Source organism: Micromonospora eburnea (assembly GCF_900090225.1).
In the GTDB taxonomy this organism is placed as follows: Bacteria; Actinomycetota; Actinomycetes; order Mycobacteriales; family Micromonosporaceae; genus Micromonospora; species Micromonospora eburnea.
Genome location: NZ_FMHY01000002.1, coordinates 5,193,425 through 5,214,601, shown reverse-complemented (window position 1 = coordinate 5,214,601; position 21,177 = coordinate 5,193,425). Strand labels below are relative to the sequence as shown.

Below are 21,177 nucleotides of genomic sequence, written 5' to 3'. Positions count from 1 at the left end.
TCGTTCCTATTGCCCGCCAACGCCCTCATGTTCGACGCTTCGGGCCATGACCGCCGTGGACACCACAGCCGTGCACGCCGGGCGCGACGATCTCGCCGGGCTCGGCGTCCACGTCCCGCCCATCGACCTCTCCACCACCAACCCCCTGCCGTCCGTCGCCGGCGGCGGCGACGACTACGAGACCCTCGCCACCGGCGGCACCCTCCCGCCCGGCGGCAGCGCCGTCTACCAGCGCCTCTGGAACCCCACCGTCGCCCGCTTCGAGACCGCCCTCGCCACCCTCGAAGGCACCGCCGAGGCCGTCGCCTTCGCCAGCGGCATGGCCGCCCTCACCGCCACCCTGCTCGCCGCCACCCGCGACGGAAAGCGGCACGTCGTCGCCGTCCGCCCCCTCTACGGCGGCACCGACCACGTGCTCGCCACCGGCCTGCTCGGCACCGAGGTCACCTGGGCCCGCCCCGACGAGGTCGCCGCCGCGATCCGCCCCGACACCGCGCTGGTCGTCGTCGAGACCCCGGCCAACCCCACCCTCGACCTCGTCGACATCGCCGCCCTCGCCACCGCCGCCGGCGATGTCCCGCTGCTCGTCGACAACACCGTCGCCACCCCCGTGCTCCAACAGCCCGCCCGGCACGGCGCCGCCCTCGTGCTGCACAGCGCCACCAAGAGCATCGGCGGCCACGGCGACGTCCTCGCCGGCGCCGTCGCCTGCGACGCCGACTGGGCCACCCGGCTGCGCCAGGTCCGCGCCGTCACCGGCGCGATCCTGCACCCGCTCGGCGCGTACCTGCTGCACCGCGGCCTGCAAACCCTGCCGCTACGGGTCCGCGCCCAGCAGGCCGGCGCCGAGAAACTCGCCGGCTGGCTCGCCGGCCACCCCACCGTCACACGGGTCCACCACCCCTCCCTGCACGACCCGGCCGGGCTGGTCGGCCGCCAACTGTCCGGCACCGGCAGCCTGCTCGCCTTCGAGGTACCCGGCGGCACCCCCGCCGCGGCCACCGTCGCCGGCGCCTGCCGGCTGATCACCCACGCCGTGTCGCTCGGCGGGATCGACACCCTCATCCAGCACCCCGCCTCGCTCACCCACCGGCCCGTCGAGGACGACGCCAAGCCGGTCGGGGGCCTGCTGCGACTCTCCGTCGGCCTGGAGGACCCGGAGGACCTGCGGGCCGACCTGGCGCAGGCGCTCGCCGCGATCTGACCCGTTCCAGCCGCGTCCCGGGTGTCCCGTCGTGGGCCCGGGCGCGGCCCGGCGTCAGGACTTCGGGCCGACGTGGCGGTCGAGCGCGGCGACCGCGTCCCGCCGCGCGATGGAGAGCGAGTTGCGGCGGTTCATCTTCCAGGCGACGCCGAGCAGGTCGAGCGCCCACTGGCAGAGGCCCATGATGTCGGCGGATTCGTTGGTGAACATGTAGCGCGGATAGACGTACTGCTTACCGCGGACGGTGACCCGGTTGCTGAACCGGCAACCGTCGGAGTGGAACAGACCGCGCAGGAAGTCGCCCGCGTGTGGTGTCAGGATCTCCCACTGCCAGGGAGTGAGGACGATGTCGCGCTCGTGCTTCTTGCCCGGCCCGTGTTGAGGAATGAGACAAGGCCAGTGGCGGGCGGTGCTCTGCACGGCCACGCAGCCGCGCTTCTGGATCCGCTGGACCTCGTTGGCGAGGACGGCGCGCATGGCGGTGTCGCACAGATCGATCAGGTTGGGCCAGGTGTCGGAGCAGTAGATGCGGAGCACCGGCACCTTGTCGGTCGTGACCAGATGCCCGTCTCCGAGATAAAGGCCGAGCAGGTAGGCGTAGGCGGCCTGATCGAGCGGACTTTCCTGATCGGGGCGGCAGCGGAAGCATCGCACCGCGCTGCCGAGCACGACCGGTTCTGGTCGGTCGACGCACCAGTGCCAGACGGTGGCGTAGGGCAGGGAAAGGGTGCGGGCCACCGACTGGATGTTGTGGCCCCGAGCGCGAAGAGCGCGGGCGCGCGCCCGCATTTCGGGAGGGTGCACGACGACATCATCGAACACCCGTACGACAGAAGTGCCGGGAGCGGGATTCGAACCCGCAAGCCCTTTCGGGCAGAAGTGTTTGAGACTTCCGTGTATTCCGTTCCACCATCCCGGCGAGTGCCGCTTACTGTACCCGACTACGCTCGTACGGGAGCATGGGTGGTGACTGTGCCGAGGATCGATGGTGGGAGAGGCTCGTGGCGGAGACGCAGACGGATGCCGAGCGCAGGCGCGTACTGATCGCCGAGGACGAGGCGCTCATCCGGCTGGACCTGGCCGAGATGCTGGCCGAGGAGGGCTACGAGGTGGTCGGCGAGGCCGGTGACGGCGAGACCGCCGTGAAGCTCGCCGAGGAGCTCAAGCCGGACCTGGTCATCCTCGACATCAAGATGCCGATCATGGACGGGCTCGCCGCCGCCGAGCGGATCGCCGGCGCGCGGATCGCCCCGGTGATCATCCTGACCGCGTTCAGCCAGCGTGACCTGGTGGAGCGGGCCCGGGCGGCCGGCGCGATGGCGTACCTGGTCAAGCCGTTCCAGAAGAGCGACCTGGTCCCGGCGGTGGAGATCGCGCTGTCCCGCTACTCCGAGATCACCGCGCTGGAGGCGGAGGTCGCCGGCCTCACTGACCGGCTGGAGATCCGCAAGACCGTCGAGCGGGCCAAGGGCGCGCTGATGACCACGTACGGGATGACCGAGCCGCAGGCGTTCAAGTGGATCCAGCGCACGGCGATGGACCACCGGATGACCATGAAGGAGGTCGCCGAGCGGATCCTCGCCGAGACCGCCGGCGGCGAGGTGGCGCAGCCGACCTCCTGACCGGGCCCGGCCGGCGCCGACTGCCGTAGTTCGGCACCGATCGATACGATCGCCGTCATGCGTGGACGGCGTGTGCTGGCGGTGCTGGGACTGGTCGTCGTGTTGGCCGCCGGCTGTCGGGAGGGCGCGCCCGCCGGGGCCGCCCCCGAGCCGATCCGCCCCGCCTGGCGGCCGGTGACCCTGCCCGTGCCGCCCGGTGCCCCTGGTCGGCTGGTCCTGGGCGATGCTGCCGCCTGTGCGGGTCGCTGGTTCGTGGTGGGTGCCGTCGCCGACGCGGCGGGCGGGACGCGGCCGGCGGCGTGGACGAGTGACGACGGCCTGTCCTGGCGGACTGTTTCGGTGGCCGCCGCGTCCTACTACGGCCGTCAGGATGTCCTCTTCGCGGCCACCTGCCACGGTGGCCGGCTGGCCGCGCTCGGCGCCCGTGCCGGGGGCGCGCACGGCAACCCCCGGGTGAGCGCGTGGATCCGGCCGGATGGTGGCCCGCTGGTCGAGGCGAGTTCGTCGGGTGACCTGTCCGGCGGGGTGCCGGACGGCGACGTGGCCCGGCTGGCGGGTGGCGGTCCCGGTGGCTGGCTGGTGGTGGGCGGCGGTGAACACGCTCCGGGGTCCTGGTCGAGCGCGGACGGGCGCCGGTTCCGGCGGCATCCGGCGGCGGCGGGGGATGCGGACGTGGCGGGCGCGGCGGTGTACGACGTGCTGGCGGGTGCCGGCGACTGGTGGGCGGTCGGTTCGGTGACCGGGCGGGGTCGGTTGGATCCGGTCGGCTCGGTGTGGCGCTCGGGTGATGGGCGGGACTGGCGGCGGGTGGCGCTGCCGTCGCCGGACGGTGCGGCGGAGTTGCAGCGGGTGGCGTGGGCCGGGGGCGGTCCGGTGGCGGTGGGGCGTTCCGGGGACGGTTTCCGGGCGTGGCGCTGGTCGGGTGGTGAGTGGTCGGCCGGGGCTCGGTTCGGGGCCGCGGATTCGGCCGGGGCGCCGGTGGTGCGGGGGTTCGCCGCGGTCGGTGTCGAGTTGTGGGCGGTCGTGGCGCGGGGTGGCGGGTGCCGGTTGTGGTGGTCGCCGGACCGGGGTGGGTCCTGGCGGGAGGTGGTGCCGCCGGTGTCGGGGGGCGCGCGGGCGGCGCTGGCGGTCCAGCACGGGCGGCTGCTCGCGATCTTCGGCGGTGACGGTTCCGTTGGGGCCTGGATCACATCGTTGCCGGTCGGGGCGGCGTGACGAGCGCCACCCTTGACCGGTTCTTACAGCGTTCCCGGTCGATCGGGCACGTCGTGTAACGGTTAGGTCAACCCACACGCACAGGTCTATCCGTGTCGTTCGCCGGTGGGATAACGTCCCGCCCCAGACTGGGAACGTGGTTAGGTTCGTCACGTCCGCGCCAGCTAGAAGTCGGCGGTGGTGCGACTCGACCGCGGTGAGGGAGAAGGGGTTCGTGCCTTGAGGCAGAAGCTCGTGCGGGTTATCGGCGGGGTCGCTCTCGCCGGCGCTCTTGTGGTGGGCATGTCGGCTTGTAGCAGCAGCGACGGTGGTGGCTCTGGGTCCGACAGCAAGTGCGGCCTCAAGATCACTTTCTTCGGGGCGCTGACCGGTGACGCCGCCAACCTTGGTATCAACATCAAGGACGGCGCCAAGCTGGCCGTGGAGCAGTACAACGAGAAGCACGCCGACTGCAAGGTCGAGCTGGTGGAGAAGGACTCCCAGGGCGACGAGAAGCAGGCTGCTGGTCTCGCCCGTGAGGTGGTCAAGGACAGCAAGGTCGTCGGCGTGATCGGCCCGGCCTTCTCCGGTGAGACCGAGGCTTCCGGCCCGATCTGGGAGGAGGCGAAGCTGCCGATCATCTCGCCGTCCGCCACCCGTACCAGCCTGGGGGACAAGGGCTGGAAGATCTTCCACCGGGGTCTGGGTAACGACGCCTCGCAGGGCCCTGCGGCGGCCGCGTACATCAAGGATGTGCTGAAGGCGGAGAAGGTCTACGTCATCGACGACCAGAGCGCGTACGGCGCGGGTCTGGCGGACGCGGTCCGGGGTGCCCTGGGCGCGGCGAAGGTCGGCGACGACAAGGTCGACCGCAACGTCACCAAGGACTTCAACCCGGTTATCACCAAGATCAAGGCCAGCGGTGCGACGGCGGTCTTCTACGGTGGCTACTACCAGGAGGCCGGTCTGCTGGTGAAGCAGATGCGGGCCGCCGGTGTGACCGCGACGCTGGTCGCGGCCGACGGTGTCAAGGACCCGGCCTACATCGAGACCGCCGGTAAGGAGCAGGCCGAGGGCACCATCCTGACCTGCCCGTGCCAGCCGGCCTCGGAGGCCAAGGGCAACTTCGCCGAGAGCTACAAGGCGAAGTGGGGCCAGGAGGCCGGTACGTACAGCGACATCGCGTTCGACATCGCGGGCATCTTCCTCAAGGGCATCGACGAGGGCAACACCACCAAGGAGAAGATGCTCAACTACGTCAACGGTGTCACCTACGAGGGTGTGGCCAACACCTACAAGTTCACCGACAAGGGTGAGCTCGACCCGCAGTACCTGAAGATCTGGGCGTACAAGGTGTCCGGCGGCGAGATCGTTGCTGACCAGGAGATCAAGACGCAGTGATTGGGGGCCGGATCGTCGCGTGAGGGGCGGTCCGCCAGCTGACGGATGGCGCGGCCGGGAGCTTCCTCCCGGCCGCGTCCGCTGTCCGATCTCGTTCGGAGACCGATGTGAATTTCGACCAGTTGTTCTCCAATTTTGGTGACCTGAGCGTCCAAGGCTTGGCCCAGGGGGCCATCTACGCGCTCTTCGCGCTCGGCTACACCATGGTCTACGGCGTGCTGCGCCTGATCAACTTTGCCCACTCCGAGGTCTTCATGGTCGGCACGTTCGGGGCGATCCTCGCCTGGAGCTGGCTGGGCCTGGACCAGAACTCGCCCGTGCCGGCGTTCGGCCCGCTGCTGCTCTACCTGCTGGTCGGCTTGGTGGCGGCCTGTCTGACCTCGGGCGTCACCGCGGTCGTGCTGGAGCGGGTGGCCTACCGGCCGCTGCGCAAGCGCAACGCTCCCGTGCTGACCTTCCTGATCACCGCGATCGGCGCCTCGGTGGTGATGTCCGAGGCGGTCGGCATCGCCACCCGGCGTAAGCCGTGGGGCGCGCCGCCGCTGATCCGGCAGAAGGAACTGTTCACCATCGCCGGGACGACGATCACCAACCTTCAGGTGTTCCTCGTCCTGCTGGCAATCGTCCTGATGCTCGCCCTGGACGTGTTCATCAACCGCACCCGGCTCGGCCGCGGTGTCCGGGCGATCGCCCAGGACCCGAACACGGCCGCGTTGATGGGGGTCAACAAGGACCGGGTGATCTCCCTGGTCTTCCTGCTCGGCGGGATCATGGCCGGCGCCGCGGCGCTGATGTACAACATCAAGATCACCGGCACGCACTTCTTCGCCGGCTTCGACCTGGGCATCAAGGCCTTCGCGGCGGCGGTGCTCGGCGGTATCGGCAACCTGCGCGGCGCGCTGCTCGGCGGCCTGCTGCTCGGGGTGCTGGAGGGCTGGGGTTCCGGGCTGTTGGGTACGCAGTGGACGGCGGTCGTGGCGTTCGTGGTGCTCATCCTGATCCTGCTGTTCCGCCCGACCGGCCTGCTCGGCGAGTCGCTGGGGAGGGCCCGGGCATGAGCGAGCGAATCATCGGGCGCATGGTGCCGCGTGCCGGCGCCGAGAATCGTGAGGTGGCGGCGTGAGTACTGTGCTGGAACGCCTCCGCTCCGGGACGGGTGTCCTGGGTGACCGGTGGCGGGCGCTGCCCGGACCGGCGCGCTGGGTGGTCCTGATCCTGGTGGCGGGCTTCTTCTACCTGCTGCCCAACATGGCCATTCCGGGCATCGCGACCACCGAGTCCGACTGGCCCACCACCCTGTTCACGGTCTCGTACTACGTGCTGCTCGCCCTCGGCCTCAACGTGGTCGTCGGCAAGGCCGGCCTGCTCGACCTGGGCTACGTGGGCTTCTTCGCGCTCGGCGCGTACACCACGGCGCTGCTCTCCTCGCCGGACAGCGTCCTGGGGACGAAGTGGGGCTGGCTGCCCACCGTGCCGGTGGCCGTCGTGGTCGTCATGATCTCCGGTGTGCTGCTGGGCTGGCCCACGCTGCGGCTGCGCGGCGACTACCTGGCCATCGTCACCCTGGGCTTCGCCGAGATCATCCGGGTGTTCGCGACCGCCAAGCCGGAGCTGCGCGGGCAGCGTGGCTTCGGCGAGATCCCGCACCCGCCGGGCCAGAAGTCCGACGGCATGCCGCTGTTCGGCGTGATCGACGCCCGGCCGTACTACTGGCTCGGGCTGAGCCTGATCATCATTGTGATCTTCGCGGTGCGGAACCTGGACCGCAGCCGGGTCGGCCGGGCCTGGGTGGCCGTCCGGGAGGACGAGGAGGCGGCCGAGGCGATGGGCGTGCCGACCTTCCGTTTCAAGCTCTGGGCGTTCGCCGTCGGGGCGGCGATCGGGTCGCTGTCCGGGGTGATGTTCGCCGGGCAGCAGGGCTTCATCAACTCGCGGAACTTCGACCTGTTCTTCTCGATCCTGGTGCTGGCCGGGGTGGTGCTGGGCGGCTCGGGCAACATCGCCGGCGTGATCGTCGGTGGCGCGCTGATCGCCTACCTGCCGGAGCGGCTGCGCGGTCTCAGCATCGCCGGCCAGGATGCCTACGAATACCGGTTCATGTTCTTCGGCCTGATCCTGATCCTGGTCATGATCTTCCGGCCGCAGGGTCTCATTCCAAACCGCAGACGGACGCAGGAGCTCAAGGACCGTGAGAAGGAGGTGACCGTCGGTGAGTGACGTCGGTACGCCGGCCACCGGCCCGGAGAGCACCGGGTCGAGGACCGCCGGGACGACCGCTCCGGCGCAGCGCACGTCGAGCGAGGCCAGCACGTCCACCGTGGAACCGGAGGCCCTGCTCGAGGTCTCGGACGTGTCCCTGCGATTCGGTGGCGTACTCGCCCTCGACGGGGTCTCGTTCGAGATCCGCAAGGGTGAGATCCTCGGGCTGATCGGCCCGAACGGGGCCGGCAAGACGACCTGCTTCAACGCCATCACCGGGGTCTACCGTCCCACCTCGGGGCAGATCCGGTTCCAGGGCCAGTCCCTGGTGGGCAAGAAGAAGTTCGCCATCACCAAGGCCGGCATCGCGCGCACCTTCCAGAACGTGCGGCTGTTCCCGGAGATGACGGCGCTGGAGAACGTGCTGGTCGGCGCCGACGCGCACCACCGCGCCAGCGTGGTCTCGGCGCTGTTGCGCCTGCCCCGGCACTGGCGGGAGGAGCGCGAGGGCCGCGAGTTGGCCTACGAGCTGCTGGATTTCGTCGGCATCCGACGGCGCGCCGGGGACCTGGCCCGCAACCTGTCGTACGGCGAGCAGCGCCGGTTGGAGATCGCCCGCGCGCTGGCGACGAAGCCGACCCTGCTCTGCCTGGACGAGCCGGCCGCCGGGTTCAACCCGGCGGAGAAGGAGGAGCTGCTCGCGCTGATCCAGCGGATCCGGGACACCGGCGTGACGGTGCTCCTGATCGAGCACGACATGCGCCTGGTCATGGGAGTCACCGACCGGATCGTGGTGCTGGAGTTCGGCAAGAAGATCGCCGAGGGGCTGCCCGCCGAGGTGCGGGACGATCCCCGGGTGATCGCGGCCTACCTGGGGGTTCCTGACGATGCTGCTTGAGATGGACGACGTCAGCCTGCTCTACGGGCGCATCCAAGCGCTGCACGGGATCTCGCTGACCGTTGACGAGGGTGAGGTCGTCGCGCTGATCGGCGCCAACGGCGCGGGCAAGACGACCACCATGCGGGCGATCTCCGGGCTGCGGCCGGTGTCCGCCGGCCGGATCCGGTTCGCCGGTGAGGACATCACCAAGCTGCGTGCCGACCTGCGGGTCGTACGTGGCATCTCGCAGTCGCCGGAGGGCCGGGGCGTGTTCCCCGGCATGACGGTGCAGGAGAACCTGGAGATGGGCGCCTACACCCGGCGCGACCGGGCGGGCATCGCCAGCGACATGGAGAAGGTGTACGAGCTCTTCCCCCGGTTGCTGGAGCGGCGCAAGCAGGCCGGGGGCACCATGTCCGGCGGTGAGCAGCAGATGCTCGCCGTCGGCCGGGCCCTGATGAGCCGGCCGAAGTTGCTGCTGCTCGACGAGCCGTCGATGGGTCTCGCGCCGATGATGATCCAGCAGATCTTCGCCATCATCACCGAGATCAACCAGCAGGGCACCACGATCCTGCTGGTGGAGCAGAACGCCCAGCAGGCGCTGTCCCGGGCGCACCGGGCGTACGTTCTGGAGACCGGACGGATCGTCAAGAGCGGCACCGGCGCCGAGCTGCTGCACGACCCGTCGGTCAAAGAGGCCTACCTCGGCGTGGCCTGACCGGCGATCCCCCTCAAAGGAGTTTGAACCATGCGCAACCTCAATGGTGGCCGGCGGGCGGCGATGGGTGCCGCCGGTGCGGCCGTCCTGTTGCTCTCCCTCGCCGCGTGCGGCGAGAAGGAGAGTTCCGACCAGCCCGGTGGCGGCCCCTCGGTGACCGCGTCGGCGGACTCGGGGCTGGCCGCGAAGGTGCCGGACGCCATCAAGGCCGACGGCAAGATCGTGGTCGGCAGCGACACGTCGTACGCCCCGGCCGAGTTCCTCGACAATGACGGCAAGACCGCCATCGGGTTCGACATCGAACTGTTCACCGCGGTCGCCGCGAAGCTGGGGCTGAAGGCGGAGTTCGTCTCCGCGGACTTCGGCGCCATCATCACCGGCGTCGGCTCGGGCAAGTACGAGGTCGGCGTCTCGTCGTTCACCATCAATGACGAGCGCAAGGCCCAGGCCAACATGGTCAGCTACTACCAGGTCGGCACCCAGTGGGCGACCAAGAAGGGCAACCCGGCCGGCGTCTCGATCGACAACGCCTGCGGCAAGAAGATCGCGGTGCAGAAGGACACGGTCCAGGTCGAGGACATCGAGAAGCGGTCGAAGGCCTGCACCGACGCCGGCAAGCCGGCGATCACCATCGAGCAGTTCCCCGGCCAGGACGCGGCGACCGCCGCCGTCGCCTCCGGCAAGGACGACGCGATGCTCGCCGACTACCCGGTCGGGGTGTACGCGGTGACCCAGTCCAACGGCGTGCTGGAGCTGCTCGACAAGATGTACGAGGCGGCGCCGTACGGCTACGTGGTGGCCAAGGACCAGGTCGCGTTCGCCGAGGCCGTCCGGGACGCGACGAAGGCGCTGATCGAGGATGGCACGTACAAGGCCATCCTGGACAAGTGGCAGGTCGGCGACGGCGCGATCACGGACCCCGCGGTCAACCCGTAACGCGTCATGACAACCGAGGAATCGACAACCGTACGGGCGCGGCCGGAGCCGATCCAGGCCGTGCCCGTACGGCACCCCGGCCGTTGGGTCGCCATCGCGGTGCTGGCGGTGCTGGCGGCGATGTTCGTACACCTGCTGGTCACGAACGACCAGTTCCAGTGGTCGTTCATGGTCGACCACATGTTCCGGCCGCCGGTCATCGAGGGCCTGCTGCGTGGCACGGTGTTGATGACCGTCTGCGCGATGCTGCTCGGGGTGTCCCTGGGCATCGTGGTGGCGATCATGCGGCTCTCGACCAACCCGATCCTGCGGGTGGTCGCCTGGCTCTACACCTGGGTGTTCCGGGCGGTGCCGCGACTGGTGCTGCTGGCCGTCTTCGGCAACCTCGGCATCCTGTGGAGCCGGGTCGAGTTCGGCGTGCCCTTCGACACCCAGATCGGCCAGCTCTTCGGGATCGACAACCTGGAGCTGCGGGTCTTCGGGTTCACCTCCCGGGACGTGCTGACCGGCTTCGTGGCGGGCCTGCTCGGGCTGGCGCTGTCGGAGGCGGGCTACATGGCGGAGATCGTGCGGGCCGGCATCCAGTCGGTGGACGAGGGGCAGAGTGAGGCGGCCTCGGCGCTGGGTATGAGCCGGAGCCAGATCCTGCGGCGGATCGTGCTGCCGCAGGCGATGCGCGTGATCATCCCGCCGACCGGCAACGAGACCATCGCGATGCTGAAGGACACCTCGCTGCTGATGGCGGTGCCGTACAGCATGGAGTTGTTCTTCCAGCTCGACGCGGTGGGCAAGCGGACGTTCCAGATCTTCCCGATGTACGTCGCGGCCGTCTTCTGGTACCTCTTTCTGACCAGCATTCTGCTGGTCGGCCAGTACTTCCTGGAGCGGCACTTCAGCAAGGGATACGGCACGAGCGGGCGGGCTCGGATGCGGCTGCGTGGGATGACGGCCGAAGCCGGAGGCAACGCGGGGGTGGTGGATCCGTCATGACCGAGCTGATCGTTCCCACCCAGGCCGCGGCGCCGGCGGCGGAGTCGGGCCTGATGGTCCGGGCCGAGCAGGTGCACAAGTCGTTCGGGCCCCTGGAGGTGCTCAAGGGCATCGACCTGGAGGTCCGCGCCGGCGAGGTGTGCTGCCTGCTGGGGCCCTCCGGCTCCGGCAAGTCGACGTTCCTGCGCTGCATCAACCACCTCGAGAAGATCAACGCCGGCCGGATCTGGGTGGACGGCGACCTGATCGGCTACCGGGAGCGCGGCGGCAAGCTGCACGAGCTGCGGGACAAGGAGGTGGCCGCGCAGCGCCAGGCGATCGGCATGGTGTTCCAGCGGTTCAACCTCTTCCCGCACATGACCGCGCTGGCCAACGTCATGGAGGCCCCGCTGCGGGTGCGGAAGCCGAAGGCGAAGCCCGAGGAACCGAAGGAGCAGCCCCAGGAGCCGGCGGAGCCGGTCCAGGCGTCGAAGAAGCAGGCCCGCAAGGCGAAGGACGAGGTCCGCGAGCGGGCGCTGGCGCTGTTGGCCCGGGTGGGGCTGGCCGACAAGGTCAACAACTACCCCGGCCAGCTCTCCGGTGGCCAGCAGCAGCGGGTGGCGATCGCCCGGGCCCTGGCCATGCAGCCGAAGCTGATGCTCTTCGACGAGCCGACCAGCGCACTCGACCCGGAGCTGGTCGGTGAGGTGCTGGAGGTGATGAAGGATCTCGCCCGGGACGGCATGACGATGATCGTGGTGACCCACGAGATCGGCTTCGCCCGGGAGGTCGGCGACCACCTGGTCTTCATGGACGGTGGTGTGGTCGTCGAGCAGGGCAACCCGCGCGAGGTGATCGCGAACCCGCGCCACGACCGCACCAAGGCGTTCCTGGCCAAGGTGCTGTGACCCGGTGGGGTCCGGTGCGGCGTCCGTCGCCGCACCGGACCCGCGGAACGGGACATTCACGTCGATCCGGGGCAGGTCGCGGCCGATCGGCCGTGCCGCGGGCCGGGCTTGTCGGCGGTACGGACTAGAGTCGCTGCCGTGACAGCTACGACGCCGCGCCTGCTCCTCGTCGACGGACACTCCATGGCATACCGGGCGTTCCACGCCCTGCCGGTGGAGAACTTCTCCACCACAACGGGGCAGCCGACCAACGCCGTCTACGGCTTCACCTCGATGCTGATCAACGTGCTCCGCGACGAGCAGCCCACCCACATCGTGGTCGCCTTCGACGTCTCCCGCCGCTCCTTCCGCACGGAGAAATACGCCGAGTACAAGGCCGGCCGCAAGGAGACCCCGGTCGACTTCAAGGGTCAGGTGAGCCTGATCAAGGAGGTCCTGGCCGCGCTGCGTGTCCCGGTGGTGGAGAAGGAGGGTTACGAGGCCGACGACGTCATCGCCACCCTCGCCTGCCAGGCCCGCGACCAGGGCATGGAGGTGCTGATCAGCAGTGGCGACAAGGACGCGCTCCAGCTGGTCGACGACCGGATCACGGTGCTCTACCCGCGCAAGGGCGTCTCTGACCTGGCCCGGATGGACCCGGCGGCGGTCGAGGCGAAGCATGGCGTCACCCCGGACCGCTACCGTCACCTGGCTGCCCTCGTCGGCGAGGACAGCGACAACCTCTCCGGCGTCGACAACGTCGGCCCGAAGACCGCCGCCAAGTGGATCAACCTGTACGGCGGGGTGGACGGCATCATCGCCCATGCCGACGAGATCAAGGGCAAGGCCGGCGACAACCTGCGCGCCCAGCTCTCCCGGGTGATCCGCAACTACGAGCTCAACTGCCTGGTGACCGACCTGGAGCTGCCGGTGCGTCCGGAGGACGCCCGCTGGCAGGGCTGGGACCGGGAGGCCGTGCACCAGGTCTTCGACACCCTCCAGTTCCGCATCCTGCGGGACCGGCTCTACCAGTACCTCGATGCGGTGGAGCCGGAGGCCGAGGCCGGCTTCGAGCTGGCCGGGCAGGTGCTCACCGAGCCCGGCGGCCTCGCCGGCTGGCTGGAGACCCACGCCCCGGCCGGCACGCCGGTCGGCGTCGCGGTCAAGCTCGACACCGGCCCCAACCGGCGGCACACGGCGTCGGTCACCGGGATGGCCCTGGCCACGGCCGGGGGTGCGGCCGCCTGGTTCGACCCGGCCATCCTCGACGCGGCCGACGAGTCCGCCCTGGCCGGCTGGCTGGCCGACGGTGAGCGCCCCAAGGTGCTGCACGACAGCAAGCCGGCGGTGCTGGCGTTCGCCGCGCACGGTTGGGATCTGCGGGGCATCTCCCGGGACACCCAGATCGCCGCCTACCTGGCCCGCCCCGACCAGCGGTCGTACGACCTCACCGACCTGGCGCTGCGTTATCTGCACCGGGAGCTGCGGGTCGACGTGCCGGAGACCGGCCAGCTCACCCTGGAGGGGCTGGGCAACGACGGCGAGGCCGAGCAGAACCTGATGCTCCAGGCCCGGGCCACCCTCGACCTGGCCGACGCGATCGACGCCGAGTTGTCCCGTGACGGCGAGCAGTCCGCCCGGCTGATGGCCGGCGTGGAGCTGCCGCTGATGCGGGTGCTGGCCAACATGGAGCGCACCGGGATCGCCGCCGACACCGACTACCTGTCGGAGCTGGAGGCGCACTTCGCCGCCGAGGTGAAGGCCGCCGCGCAGGGCGCGTACGCGGAGATCGGGCGGGAGTTCAACCTCGGCTCGCCCAAGCAGCTCCAGGAGATCCTCTTCGGCGAGCTGGGCCTGCCCAAGACCAAGAAGATCAAGACTGGCTACACCACCGACGCCGACGCCCTCCAGTGGCTCTACGCGCAGCAGCCGCACCCGGTGCTGGCGCACCTGCTGCGCCACCGGGACGTGGCCAAGCTCAAGTCGACCGTCGACGGGCTGCTCAAGTCGGTCTCCGACGACGGCCGGATCCACACCACGTTCAACCAGACCGTGGCGGCCACCGGCCGGCTCTCCTCGACCGAGCCCAACCTGCAGAACATCCCCATCCGCACGGAGGAGGGGCGCCGGATCCGCCGGGCCTTCGTGGTCGGCGAGGACTACGACTGCCTGCTCACCGCCGACTACAGCCAGATCGAGATGCGGATCATGGCGCACCTGTCGTCGGATGACGCGCTGATCGAGGCGTTCAACTCCGGGCACGACTTCCACGCCGCCACCGCCTCCTCGGTCTTCGCCGTCCCGATCGACCAGGTCACCGCCGACCAGCGCCGCAAGATCAAGGCGATGAACTACGGCCTGGCGTACGGGCTGAGCGCGTTCGGGCTCTCCCAGCAGCTCGGGATCAGCGCCGAGGAGGCCCGCGGGCTGATGGAGAACTACTTCGCCGGCTTCGGCGGGGTCCGCGACTACCTGCACGAGGTGGTGGCCCGGGCCCGGCAGGACGGCTACACCTCCACCATCCTGGGCCGCCGCCGTTACCTGCCCGACCTGGTCAGCGACAACCGGCAGCGCCGGGAGATGGCCGAGCGGATGGCGCTCAACGCCCCGATCCAGGGCTCGGCGGCCGACATCATCAAGGTCGCCATGCTGCACGTCGACACCGCGCTGCGCGAGTCCGGGCTGCGCTCCCGGATGCTGCTCCAGGTGCACGACGAACTGGTCTTCGAGGTCGCCGCGGGCGAGCGGGAGGCCCTGGAGGCCCTGGTCCGCAAGGAGATGGGGGAGGCGTACCCGCTCTCGGTGCCGCTGGAGGTGTCCGTCGGCGACGGCCGCGACTGGAACAGCGCCGGCCACTGAACCCTGCACCCCCGGCCCGCCCGGTCGATCATGAGGTTGACGGCGGCGGCGGAGATCCACATCGCCGCCAACCTCATGATCAGCGGAAGGTGCCGGATGGGAGGGCGGCTGCCGCGTCGCGTAGGGCGGCGGCGAGGCGGTCCCGGACGGCCACCTGTGCGGCGATCCGGGCGTCGAGGGCGGCCAGCCGCTCCCGGGCGACCCGGAGGCCGTCGGGGGAGGGCGTGGCCGCGGCCACGTCACCGTCCAGACAGGGCAGGAAGTACCGGACGTCCTCGAGGGTCAGCCCGGCGCCGAGCAGATGCCGGATGTTGCGGACCCGGACGACCATCGCCTCGTCGTACTCGCGGTAGCCGTTCGCCGCCCGCTCCGAGGAGATCAGGCCCTGCTCCTCGTAGTGCCGCAGGGCGCGGGGAGTGCACCCGGTCACCCCGGCCAGCTCGCCGATCCGCACGTGCTCGTCCTCCGTACCGTCGCCGTGGTCGACGCGGCGCCACCGGCCCGCGATGGCGAGATGTCGCCTTCGGCGACACCGAACCGGTCAGCCGACCACCGCGCCGCCGTCCACCGGCAGCACCACCCCGGTGACGAAGCCCGCCGCCGGATCACAGAGCTGCCGGATCGCCCACGCTACGTCCTCGGGCCGGCCTATCCGGCCCAGGGGGGTGCGCGCGAGCTGCCAGCGGCGTACCGCCGCGAGCTGCTCCGGGGACCGGCCCAGGTGTTCACCGATGGGCGTGTCGATCGCCCCCGGGGCCACCGAGACCACCCGGATGCCCTGCGGGGCCAGCTCCACCGCCCAACTGCGGGTCAGCGAGTCGAGGGCGGCCTTGCCGGCCGCGTAGACGGCGGAGCCGGGCCAGGCGCGCTGGCCGATGGAGGTGGTGACGTTGACGATCACCCCTCGGGTTTCGGCCAGCGCGGTCAGCGCGGCGTGGGCCAGCCGGATCGGGGCGAGCAGGTTGGTGTCGAGCTGCCGCCGGGCGGCCGCCTCGTCGAACTCGGCGAGGGCCGCGTCCCCGGCGATTCCCGCGTTGTTGATCAGCACGTCCAGCCGGCCGTACCGGTCGAGTGCCGCGTCGACCAGCCGGCCCGGCGCGTCGGCGGCGGTGACGTCGGCGGCGAGCGGGGTGATCAGCGGATGGCCGGCGGCGGTCTCGGCCAGCGGCCCGGTGCGGCGGCCGACCGCCAGGACGTGGGCGCCGTCGGCGCTGAAGGCGCGGGCGGTGGCCCGGCCGATGCCGGTGCCCGCGCCGGTGACGACGACGACTCTGCGTTGCGCATCGTTCATGCCGCCGATGGTCCGACCCTGCCGTCAACGGCAGGGTCAAGCCGTCAGCGTGCGCGTGGTTGGCTCCGGGTGCTCGACCGGCGGGGCGCCGGTCCGCGGCCCGGTCCCCGGCGCTCGGTCGGCGGGGTGCCGTGCCGCTCCAGGGCCCTGCGGGACTGGCCGCCGGGCGGCGGGAGTGGGGCCTTGACCGGGTCGTGGCCCCAGTTCATCAGGGAGTACCGCCACCGGGTCGCGCGTACGTCGCCGCTGGGCCGCTGGGCCATGTGCCGCCGGACGTACCCGACGACCTTGCGCATGTGCCGGTAGTCGGCCTCGGAGAGCTGGTCACGCCGGCGGCGCAGCAGTTCGACGATCTTTCGGCCGGACTCGTGGCCGACCGACTCGCCGCCCTTGCCGCCCTTGCGCCAGCCGACGCGCTGCGACTCGTCCGTTTCCAGCCACTTCCGCAGCTCACCGGGGGTCATGTTCACCGCCTCGGTGAACTCGCGGTAGGTGTCCCGGCCGTCCTCAGCCCGGCTCATGGCGCAACACCTCGGGCCGGTGGGCGACGTCGCGCCCCGAGTCGTCGTTGCGGATGCGGTACTGCGGGTGCTCCGGCGAGGCGTTCACCGTGTGCCCGCGTACGTGTGTGCGGTCGACCAACTTCTCCTTGACCACGCCGTGGGCCCGGCCGCTGTGGCTGGCCCAGGAGACGTGGTCGCCCTCGCGGAACTCCTTCTCGGCCATGCTCTCGGCGTACCCGGGGCCGGCGAGCGGAAACGACGGTTACCCGTGGGCCGGCTTCTCCGCGACGAAGATGGCGGTGCCGGGGAAGAGCCGGCCGCGCAGCGGGCTCCACTGCCCCCAGATCTCCTCGTGTCCCTCCGGCCACTCCGGCTCCACCAGGTCCAGCAGCCGGAACCCGGCGCCGACCAGTTCGCGGACCCGGTCGCCGAGGGTGCGGTGCTGCTCGACGTACGTGGCCACCCCGTGCTCGTCCTGCTCGACATAGGGGGAGCGGTCGAAGTACGAGTGCACCGCGGTGAGGCCGCCCTGGCCCGGGTCGTCGAGGAAGATCCAGCGCATCGGGTGGGTGACCGAGAAGACCCAGCGGCCCCCGGGACGCAGCACCCGGGCCACCTCCCGCATCACCGCCGCCGAGTCGTCCACGAACGGGATCGCGCCGAACGCCGTGCAGACGGTGTCGAAGGCGGCGTCGGCGAAGGGCAGGGCGAGCGCGTCGGCCTGCACCAGGGGCACGCGTACGCCGGTGCGGGCGGCGGCGGCCGTGGCGTGCCGCAGCATGCCGGCGGAGAGGTCCAGGGCGACGGGCCGGGCACCCTGGCCGGCCAGCCAACGGGCGGCGGCCGCCGCTCCGGAGCCGAGTTCGAGGATCCGGCGGCCGGTCACCTCGCCGAGCAGCCGGGCGTCGGCCTCGCGCAGCCCCTCGGGGCACCAGACGAAGTCCACCTCGCCCAGGAACGCCCCGTGCTCGGCCTGGTAGTCGTCGGCGTCGGCGTCCCACCAGCCGCGGTTGGCCCGGCGGACCTCGGTGGCGCCCACCCGGCGCCGGGTCACCCTGTCGTCATCCACCCGCTCAAGTTAGCCGCAGCCCGGCACGCCGCCGTCCGCGGTGTGTCGGGTGGGAAAGATGTGACGGACGAGACAGGCACGGCACCTTACCGCGCGAAATCTCCGCTTTCGCAGCTGACGCGGTCGGTGAGGACCCGGGAGGGCTTGCACGCTGTGGTAATGCAGCGGGTAGGCTAGACGATGCGCTCGCGGATCGTGTGCCTCGGCAGGGAGCAGGTGCGCGGTCACCGGAGCCACTAATGATCTTCTCAGGTTGGATCGTTCGGTGTGCCCGGCGACGGATCCGCTGGCGCGGACAGGTCACCGCGACGCCACGCCTGCTGTGACAACCCATCCGACCGGAGCAACCGCCCACATGACGAGCAGCATCGAGGCCACCTCGAGCGCCAACAAGGTCACCGTCGACGACCTCGGCTCCGAGGAAGCTTTCCTCGCCGCGATCGACGAGACCATCAAGTACTTCAACGACGGCGACATTGTCGAAGGCACCGTCGTCAAGGTCGATCGGGACGAGGTCCTGCTCGACATCGGCTACAAGACCGAGGGCGTGATCCCCTCTCGGGAGCTGTCGATCAAGCACGACGTGGACCCGGCCGAGGTGGTTTCGGTCGGTGACCACATCGAGGCCCTCGTCCTCCAGAAGGAGGACAAGGAGGGTCGCCTGATCCTCTCCAAGAAGCGGGCGCAGTACGAGCGGGCCTGGGGCACGATCGAGAAGATCAAGGACGAGGACGGCGTCGTCCGCGGCTCGGTCATCGAGGTCGTCAAGGGTGGTCTCATCCTCGACATCGGCCTGCGCGGCTTCCTGCCCGCCTCGCTGGTGGAGATGCGGCGGGTGCGCGACCTGCAGCCGTACGTCGGGCGCGAGCTCGAGGCCAAGATCATCGAGCTGGACAAGAACCGCAACAACGTGGTCCTGTCCCGCCGGGCCTGGCTGGAGCAGACGCAGTCCGAGGTGCGCACCGAGTTCCTCAACAAGCTGCAGAAGGGCCAGGTCCGCAAGGGCGTCGTGTCCTCGATCGTCAACTTCGGCGCGTTCGTCGACCTGGGCGGCGTGGACGGCCTGGTGCACGTCTCCGAGCTGTCCTGGAAGCACATCGACCACCCGTCCGAGGTCGTCGAGGTCGGCCAGGAGGTCGAGGTCGAGGTCCTGGACGTCGACCTGGACCGCGAGCGGGTCTCGCTGTCGCTGAAGGCGACCCAGGAGGATCCGTGGCGTCAGTTCGCCCGCACCCACGCGATCCAGCAGATCGTGCCGGGTAAGGTCACCAAGCTGGTGCCGTTCGGCGCCTTCGTCCGGGTGGACGACGGCATCGAGGGCCTGGTCCACATCTCCGAGCTGGCCGAGCGCCACGTGGAGATCCCGGAGCAGGTCGTCCAGGTCGGCTCCGAGGTCATGGTCAAGGTCATCGACATCGACCTGGAGCGTCGCCGGATCTCGCTGTCGCTCAAGCAGGCCAACGAGGGCTTCGTCGAGGGCGAGGAGCACTTCGACCCGACCCTCTACGGCATGGCCGCGACCTACGACGAGCAGGGCAACTACATCTACCCGGAGGGCTTCGACCCGGAGACGGGCGAGTGGCTCGAGGGCTACGAGAAGCAGCGCGAGGCGTGGGAGCAGCAGTACGCCGAGGCGCGTCAGCGCTGGGAGGCCCACACCAAGCAGGTGCAGACCTCCCGGGCCGCCGACGCCGAGGCCGCTGCCAACCCGGCTCCGGCCGTCTCCGGCGCCACCACCTCGACCTCGGCCCCGAGCCGGCAGGCCGAGGAGCCGGCGGGCACCCTGGCCACCGACGAGGCGCTCGCCGCGCTGCGGGAGAAGCTCGCCGGCGGTAAGTGATCCTGCGACGGCTCCAGCGCGGCACGTCTGTCGTCGCGCCGCGACCTGGAGCCGCCGTCGGACGACAACTCCAGCGCGGCCGCAGGCCGTGACCTGGGGTAGCCGCTGAACGACGAAGAGCCCCGTCCCCGCGATCCGGTTCACCGGGTCGCCGGGGGCGGGGCTCTCGCGTGTCTGCGGTCGCGGTACGCCGCCGCCGGCGTACCGCGCCAGCCCTCGATCGACTCGGTGTACGGCAGGCCGGGGTGTCCCGGTTCGCCGAACGGCAGCGAGTTGTCGCACACCGGAGTCGGTCGTGACGGACGGTCCACCCCGGATGTGCCCGCGCGGCACGCCAGCGGCCCGACCGCGCGGCGCGCCGGCCCGCGCGGCCGCCGGTTTGGCGGGCGGCCGGTGATCCTGTTGACTGGTCCGGTGCTGATGGTGGGATTGACCGGGGGCATCGGGTCCGGCAAGAGCGCGGTGGCGAGCCGGCTGGCCGCGCTCGGTGCGGTGGTCATCGACGCGGACCGGATCGCCCGTGAGGTGGTCGCCCCGGGCAGCGAGGGGCTGGCCGAGATCGTCGCCGCCTTCTCCGAACGGGTTCTCGACCCGCACGGCGCCCTCGACCGGGCGGCGCTGGGCTCTGTCGTCTTCGCCGACGAGGCGGCCCGCCGCCGGTTGGAGGCGATCACCCATCCCCGGGTCCGGGCGCGGACCGTGGAGCTGGCCGCCGCCGCGCCCGCGGACGCGATCGTGGTCAACGACGTGCCGCTGCTGGTCGAGGTGGGGCTCGCGCCGACGTACCACCTGGTGGTCGTGGTGCGGACGGCGATGCGTACCCGGGTGGAGCGGCTGGCGCGCGACCGCGGCATGGACCGCGCGGAGGCCGAGCGGCGCATCGCCGCACAGGCCGACGACGCGCGCCGCGATGCGGCAGCCGACGTGCTGCTCACCAACGATGGCACCCGGGACGAGCTGCACGCGGCGGTGGACGCGCTCTGGCGTGACCGCCTGCTGCCCTATGAGCGCAACGTCCGCGAGCACCGGGCGGTCCGGCCGGAGCGGGCGGTGCTCACCGAACCCGACCCGACCTGGCCCCGGCAGTACGCCCGGCTGGCCGCCCGGATCCGGCACGCGGTCGGCTCCGACCCGCGCGTGGACCACATCGGTTCCACCGCCGTGCCCGGGCTGGCCGCGAAGGACGTCATCGACATCCAACTCACCGTGCCGTCGCTGGCGGAGGCGGATGGTCCGCTCGCCGAGCGGCTCGCCGACGCCGGGTTCCCGCGACTGTCCGGCGACTGGTGGGACAACCCGCGCCCGCCGGGCGGCGCTCGGTGGGAGAAACGGTTGCACGGCAGCGCCGACCCGGCCCGCCCGGCGTACCTGCACCTGCGGGAGGCCGGCTCGCCCGGCTGGCGGTACGCGCTGCTGACGCGGGACCACCTGCGCGCCGACCCGGGGCAGCGGGACGCGTACCTGCGGCTGAAACGGGAACTGGCGGCCTCCGCCCCGGACTGCGACACGTACGGCGCCGGCAAGGAGCCCTGGTTCGACGAGGAGCACCTGCGCGCCGAGGAATGGGCCGCGCGGACGGGCTGGCGGCCCTGACCCGACCCGGCG

General features: G+C 70.9%; 20 protein-coding genes and 1 tRNA gene. 14 read left to right on the top strand and 7 right to left on the bottom strand.

Annotation, left to right across the window (positions count from 1 at the left end; genetic code table 11):
• Nucleotides 1-46: 46 nt before the first annotated feature.
• Nucleotides 47-1,204 carry a trans-sulfuration enzyme family protein gene (locus tag GA0070604_RS22435; protein WP_091121983.1) on the top strand — a complete coding sequence of 386 codons (1,158 nt, stop codon included), beginning with the start codon at nt 47-49 and terminating at the stop codon, nt 1,202-1,204.
• Nucleotides 1,205-1,258: 54 nt separating this feature from the next.
• On the opposite strand, the gene GA0070604_RS22430 is transcribed toward GA0070604_RS22435, so the two are convergent.
• Complete coding sequence (locus GA0070604_RS22430) at nt 1,259-1,942, bottom strand: transcriptional regulator (protein ID WP_244162046.1); 684 nt, start codon at nt 1,940-1,942, stop codon at nt 1,259-1,261.
• 98 nt (nt 1,943-2,040) lie between these two features.
• Nucleotides 2,041-2,123, bottom strand: a tRNA-Leu gene (locus GA0070604_RS22425).
• 82 nt (nt 2,124-2,205) lie between these two features.
• Here GA0070604_RS22425 and GA0070604_RS22420 point away from each other — a divergent pair.
• The 11 genes from GA0070604_RS22420 to polA all read left to right on the top strand — a co-directional run bounded on the left by GA0070604_RS22420 (nt 2,206) and on the right by polA (nt 14,869).
• Nucleotides 2,206-2,826, top strand: coding sequence for an ANTAR domain-containing response regulator (locus GA0070604_RS22420; protein WP_091121977.1), 621 nt, complete (start codon nt 2,206-2,208; stop codon nt 2,824-2,826).
• A gap of 57 nt (nt 2,827-2,883) precedes the next feature.
• Entirely contained in the window at nt 2,884-4,041 is a 1,158-nt protein-coding gene (locus tag GA0070604_RS22415) for a hypothetical protein (protein WP_141721374.1), read from the top strand.
• Between the two features lie 219 nt (nt 4,042-4,260).
• Nucleotides 4,261-5,421, top strand: a complete 1,161-nt coding sequence (locus GA0070604_RS22410; protein WP_091121970.1) for a branched-chain amino acid ABC transporter substrate-binding protein — start codon at nt 4,261-4,263, stop codon at nt 5,419-5,421.
• 107 nt (nt 5,422-5,528) lie between these two features.
• The gene (locus GA0070604_RS22405; protein WP_091121967.1) at nt 5,529-6,479 is read left to right on the top strand and encodes a branched-chain amino acid ABC transporter permease; all 951 of its coding nucleotides are present in this window, start codon (nt 5,529-5,531) and stop codon (nt 6,477-6,479) included.
• 103 nt (nt 6,480-6,582) lie between these two features.
• Nucleotides 6,583-7,638 carry a branched-chain amino acid ABC transporter permease gene (locus GA0070604_RS22400; protein ID WP_208602334.1) on the top strand — a complete coding sequence of 352 codons (1,056 nt, stop codon included), beginning with the start codon at nt 6,583-6,585 and terminating at the stop codon, nt 7,636-7,638.
• A gap of 100 nt (nt 7,639-7,738) precedes the next feature.
• Nucleotides 7,739-8,518, top strand: coding sequence for an ABC transporter ATP-binding protein (locus GA0070604_RS22395; RefSeq protein WP_091127334.1), 780 nt, complete (start codon nt 7,739-7,741; stop codon nt 8,516-8,518).
• Nucleotides 8,508-9,218 carry an ABC transporter ATP-binding protein gene (locus GA0070604_RS22390; protein WP_091121961.1) on the top strand — a complete coding sequence of 237 codons (711 nt, stop codon included), beginning with the start codon at nt 8,508-8,510 and terminating at the stop codon, nt 9,216-9,218. The genes GA0070604_RS22395 and GA0070604_RS22390 overlap by 11 nt, the downstream gene beginning before the upstream one ends.
• Nucleotides 9,219-9,248: 30 nt before the next feature.
• Complete coding sequence (locus GA0070604_RS22385; RefSeq protein WP_091121957.1) at nt 9,249-10,154, top strand: ABC transporter substrate-binding protein; 906 nt, start codon at nt 9,249-9,251, stop codon at nt 10,152-10,154.
• Nucleotides 10,155-10,160: 6 nt separating this feature from the next.
• Nucleotides 10,161-11,144: an amino acid ABC transporter permease gene (locus tag GA0070604_RS22380; RefSeq protein WP_091121954.1), complete on the top strand. Its 984-nt coding sequence runs from the start codon at nt 10,161-10,163 to the stop codon at nt 11,142-11,144.
• On the top strand, nt 11,141-12,031 hold the full coding sequence (locus GA0070604_RS22375) for an amino acid ABC transporter ATP-binding protein (protein ID WP_091121951.1): 891 nt from the start codon (nt 11,141-11,143) through the stop codon (nt 12,029-12,031). Before GA0070604_RS22380 ends, GA0070604_RS22375 begins: the two co-directional genes overlap by 4 nt.
• A 138-nt stretch (nt 12,032-12,169) precedes the next feature.
• Nucleotides 12,170-14,869: a DNA polymerase I gene (gene polA, locus GA0070604_RS22370; RefSeq protein WP_091121948.1), complete on the top strand. Its 2,700-nt coding sequence runs from the start codon at nt 12,170-12,172 to the stop codon at nt 14,867-14,869.
• 79 nt (nt 14,870-14,948) lie between these two features.
• On the opposite strand, the gene GA0070604_RS22365 is transcribed toward polA, so the two are convergent.
• From GA0070604_RS22365 to GA0070604_RS22345, 5 genes are all read right to left on the bottom strand, one after another.
• A complete protein-coding gene (locus tag GA0070604_RS22365) occupies nt 14,949-15,323 on the bottom strand; it encodes a MerR family transcriptional regulator (RefSeq protein WP_091121945.1) in 375 nt (124 codons plus the stop codon).
• An 87-nt stretch (nt 15,324-15,410) separates the two neighbouring features.
• Nucleotides 15,411-16,160 (bottom strand): SDR family NAD(P)-dependent oxidoreductase, encoded by a 750-nt coding sequence (locus GA0070604_RS22360; RefSeq protein ID WP_091121942.1) that lies wholly within the window; start codon nt 16,158-16,160, stop codon nt 15,411-15,413.
• A gap of 44 nt (nt 16,161-16,204) precedes the next feature.
• Nucleotides 16,205-16,681 carry a DUF3140 domain-containing protein gene (locus GA0070604_RS22355; protein WP_091121938.1) on the bottom strand — a complete coding sequence of 159 codons (477 nt, stop codon included), beginning with the start codon at nt 16,679-16,681 and terminating at the stop codon, nt 16,205-16,207.
• The gene (locus GA0070604_RS22350; protein WP_091121935.1) at nt 16,668-16,886 is read right to left on the bottom strand and encodes a hypervirulence associated TUDOR domain-containing protein; all 219 of its coding nucleotides are present in this window, start codon (nt 16,884-16,886) and stop codon (nt 16,668-16,670) included. Before GA0070604_RS22350 ends, GA0070604_RS22355 begins: the two co-directional genes overlap by 14 nt.
• A gap of 39 nt (nt 16,887-16,925) precedes the next feature.
• Nucleotides 16,926-17,732 carry a class I SAM-dependent methyltransferase gene (locus GA0070604_RS22345; protein WP_091121931.1) on the bottom strand — a complete coding sequence of 269 codons (807 nt, stop codon included), beginning with the start codon at nt 17,730-17,732 and terminating at the stop codon, nt 16,926-16,928.
• 355 nt (nt 17,733-18,087) lie between these two features.
• Here GA0070604_RS22345 and rpsA point away from each other — a divergent pair, with 355 nt between their 5' ends.
• Nucleotides 18,088-19,572 (top strand): 30S ribosomal protein S1, encoded by a 1,485-nt coding sequence (gene rpsA / locus GA0070604_RS22340; protein WP_091121930.1) that lies wholly within the window; start codon nt 18,088-18,090, stop codon nt 19,570-19,572.
• Nucleotides 19,573-19,986: 414 nt separating this feature from the next.
• Entirely contained in the window at nt 19,987-21,165 is a 1,179-nt protein-coding gene (gene coaE, locus GA0070604_RS22335; RefSeq protein ID WP_091127333.1) for a dephospho-CoA kinase, read from the top strand.
• Nucleotides 21,166-21,177: the final 12 nt, after the last annotated feature.

Excerpts from the sequence above, each read along its gene's own strand:
- GA0070604_RS22435 (WP_091121983.1), top strand. The coding sequence starts at position 47 with ATGACCGCCGTGGACACCACAGCCGTGCACGCCGGGCGCGACGATCTC.
- GA0070604_RS22415 (WP_141721374.1), top strand. The coding sequence starts at position 2,884 with ATGCGTGGACGGCGTGTGCTGGCGGTGCTGGGACTGGTCGTCGTGTTG.
- GA0070604_RS22390 (WP_091121961.1), top strand. The coding sequence starts at position 8,508 with ATGCTGCTTGAGATGGACGACGTCAGCCTGCTCTACGGGCGCATCCAA.
- GA0070604_RS22385 (WP_091121957.1), top strand. The coding sequence starts at position 9,249 with ATGCGCAACCTCAATGGTGGCCGGCGGGCGGCGATGGGTGCCGCCGGT.
- GA0070604_RS22380 (WP_091121954.1), top strand. The coding sequence starts at position 10,161 with ATGACAACCGAGGAATCGACAACCGTACGGGCGCGGCCGGAGCCGATC.
- GA0070604_RS22375 (WP_091121951.1), top strand. The coding sequence starts at position 11,141 with ATGACCGAGCTGATCGTTCCCACCCAGGCCGCGGCGCCGGCGGCGGAG.
- GA0070604_RS22360 (WP_091121942.1), bottom strand. The coding sequence starts at position 16,160 with ATGAACGATGCGCAACGCAGAGTCGTCGTCGTCACCGGCGCGGGCACC.
- GA0070604_RS22355 (WP_091121938.1), bottom strand. The coding sequence starts at position 16,681 with ATGAGCCGGGCTGAGGACGGCCGGGACACCTACCGCGAGTTCACCGAG.
- GA0070604_RS22350 (WP_091121935.1), bottom strand. The coding sequence starts at position 16,886 with ATGGCCGAGAAGGAGTTCCGCGAGGGCGACCACGTCTCCTGGGCCAGC.
- rpsA (WP_091121930.1), top strand. The coding sequence starts at position 18,088 with ATGACGAGCAGCATCGAGGCCACCTCGAGCGCCAACAAGGTCACCGTC.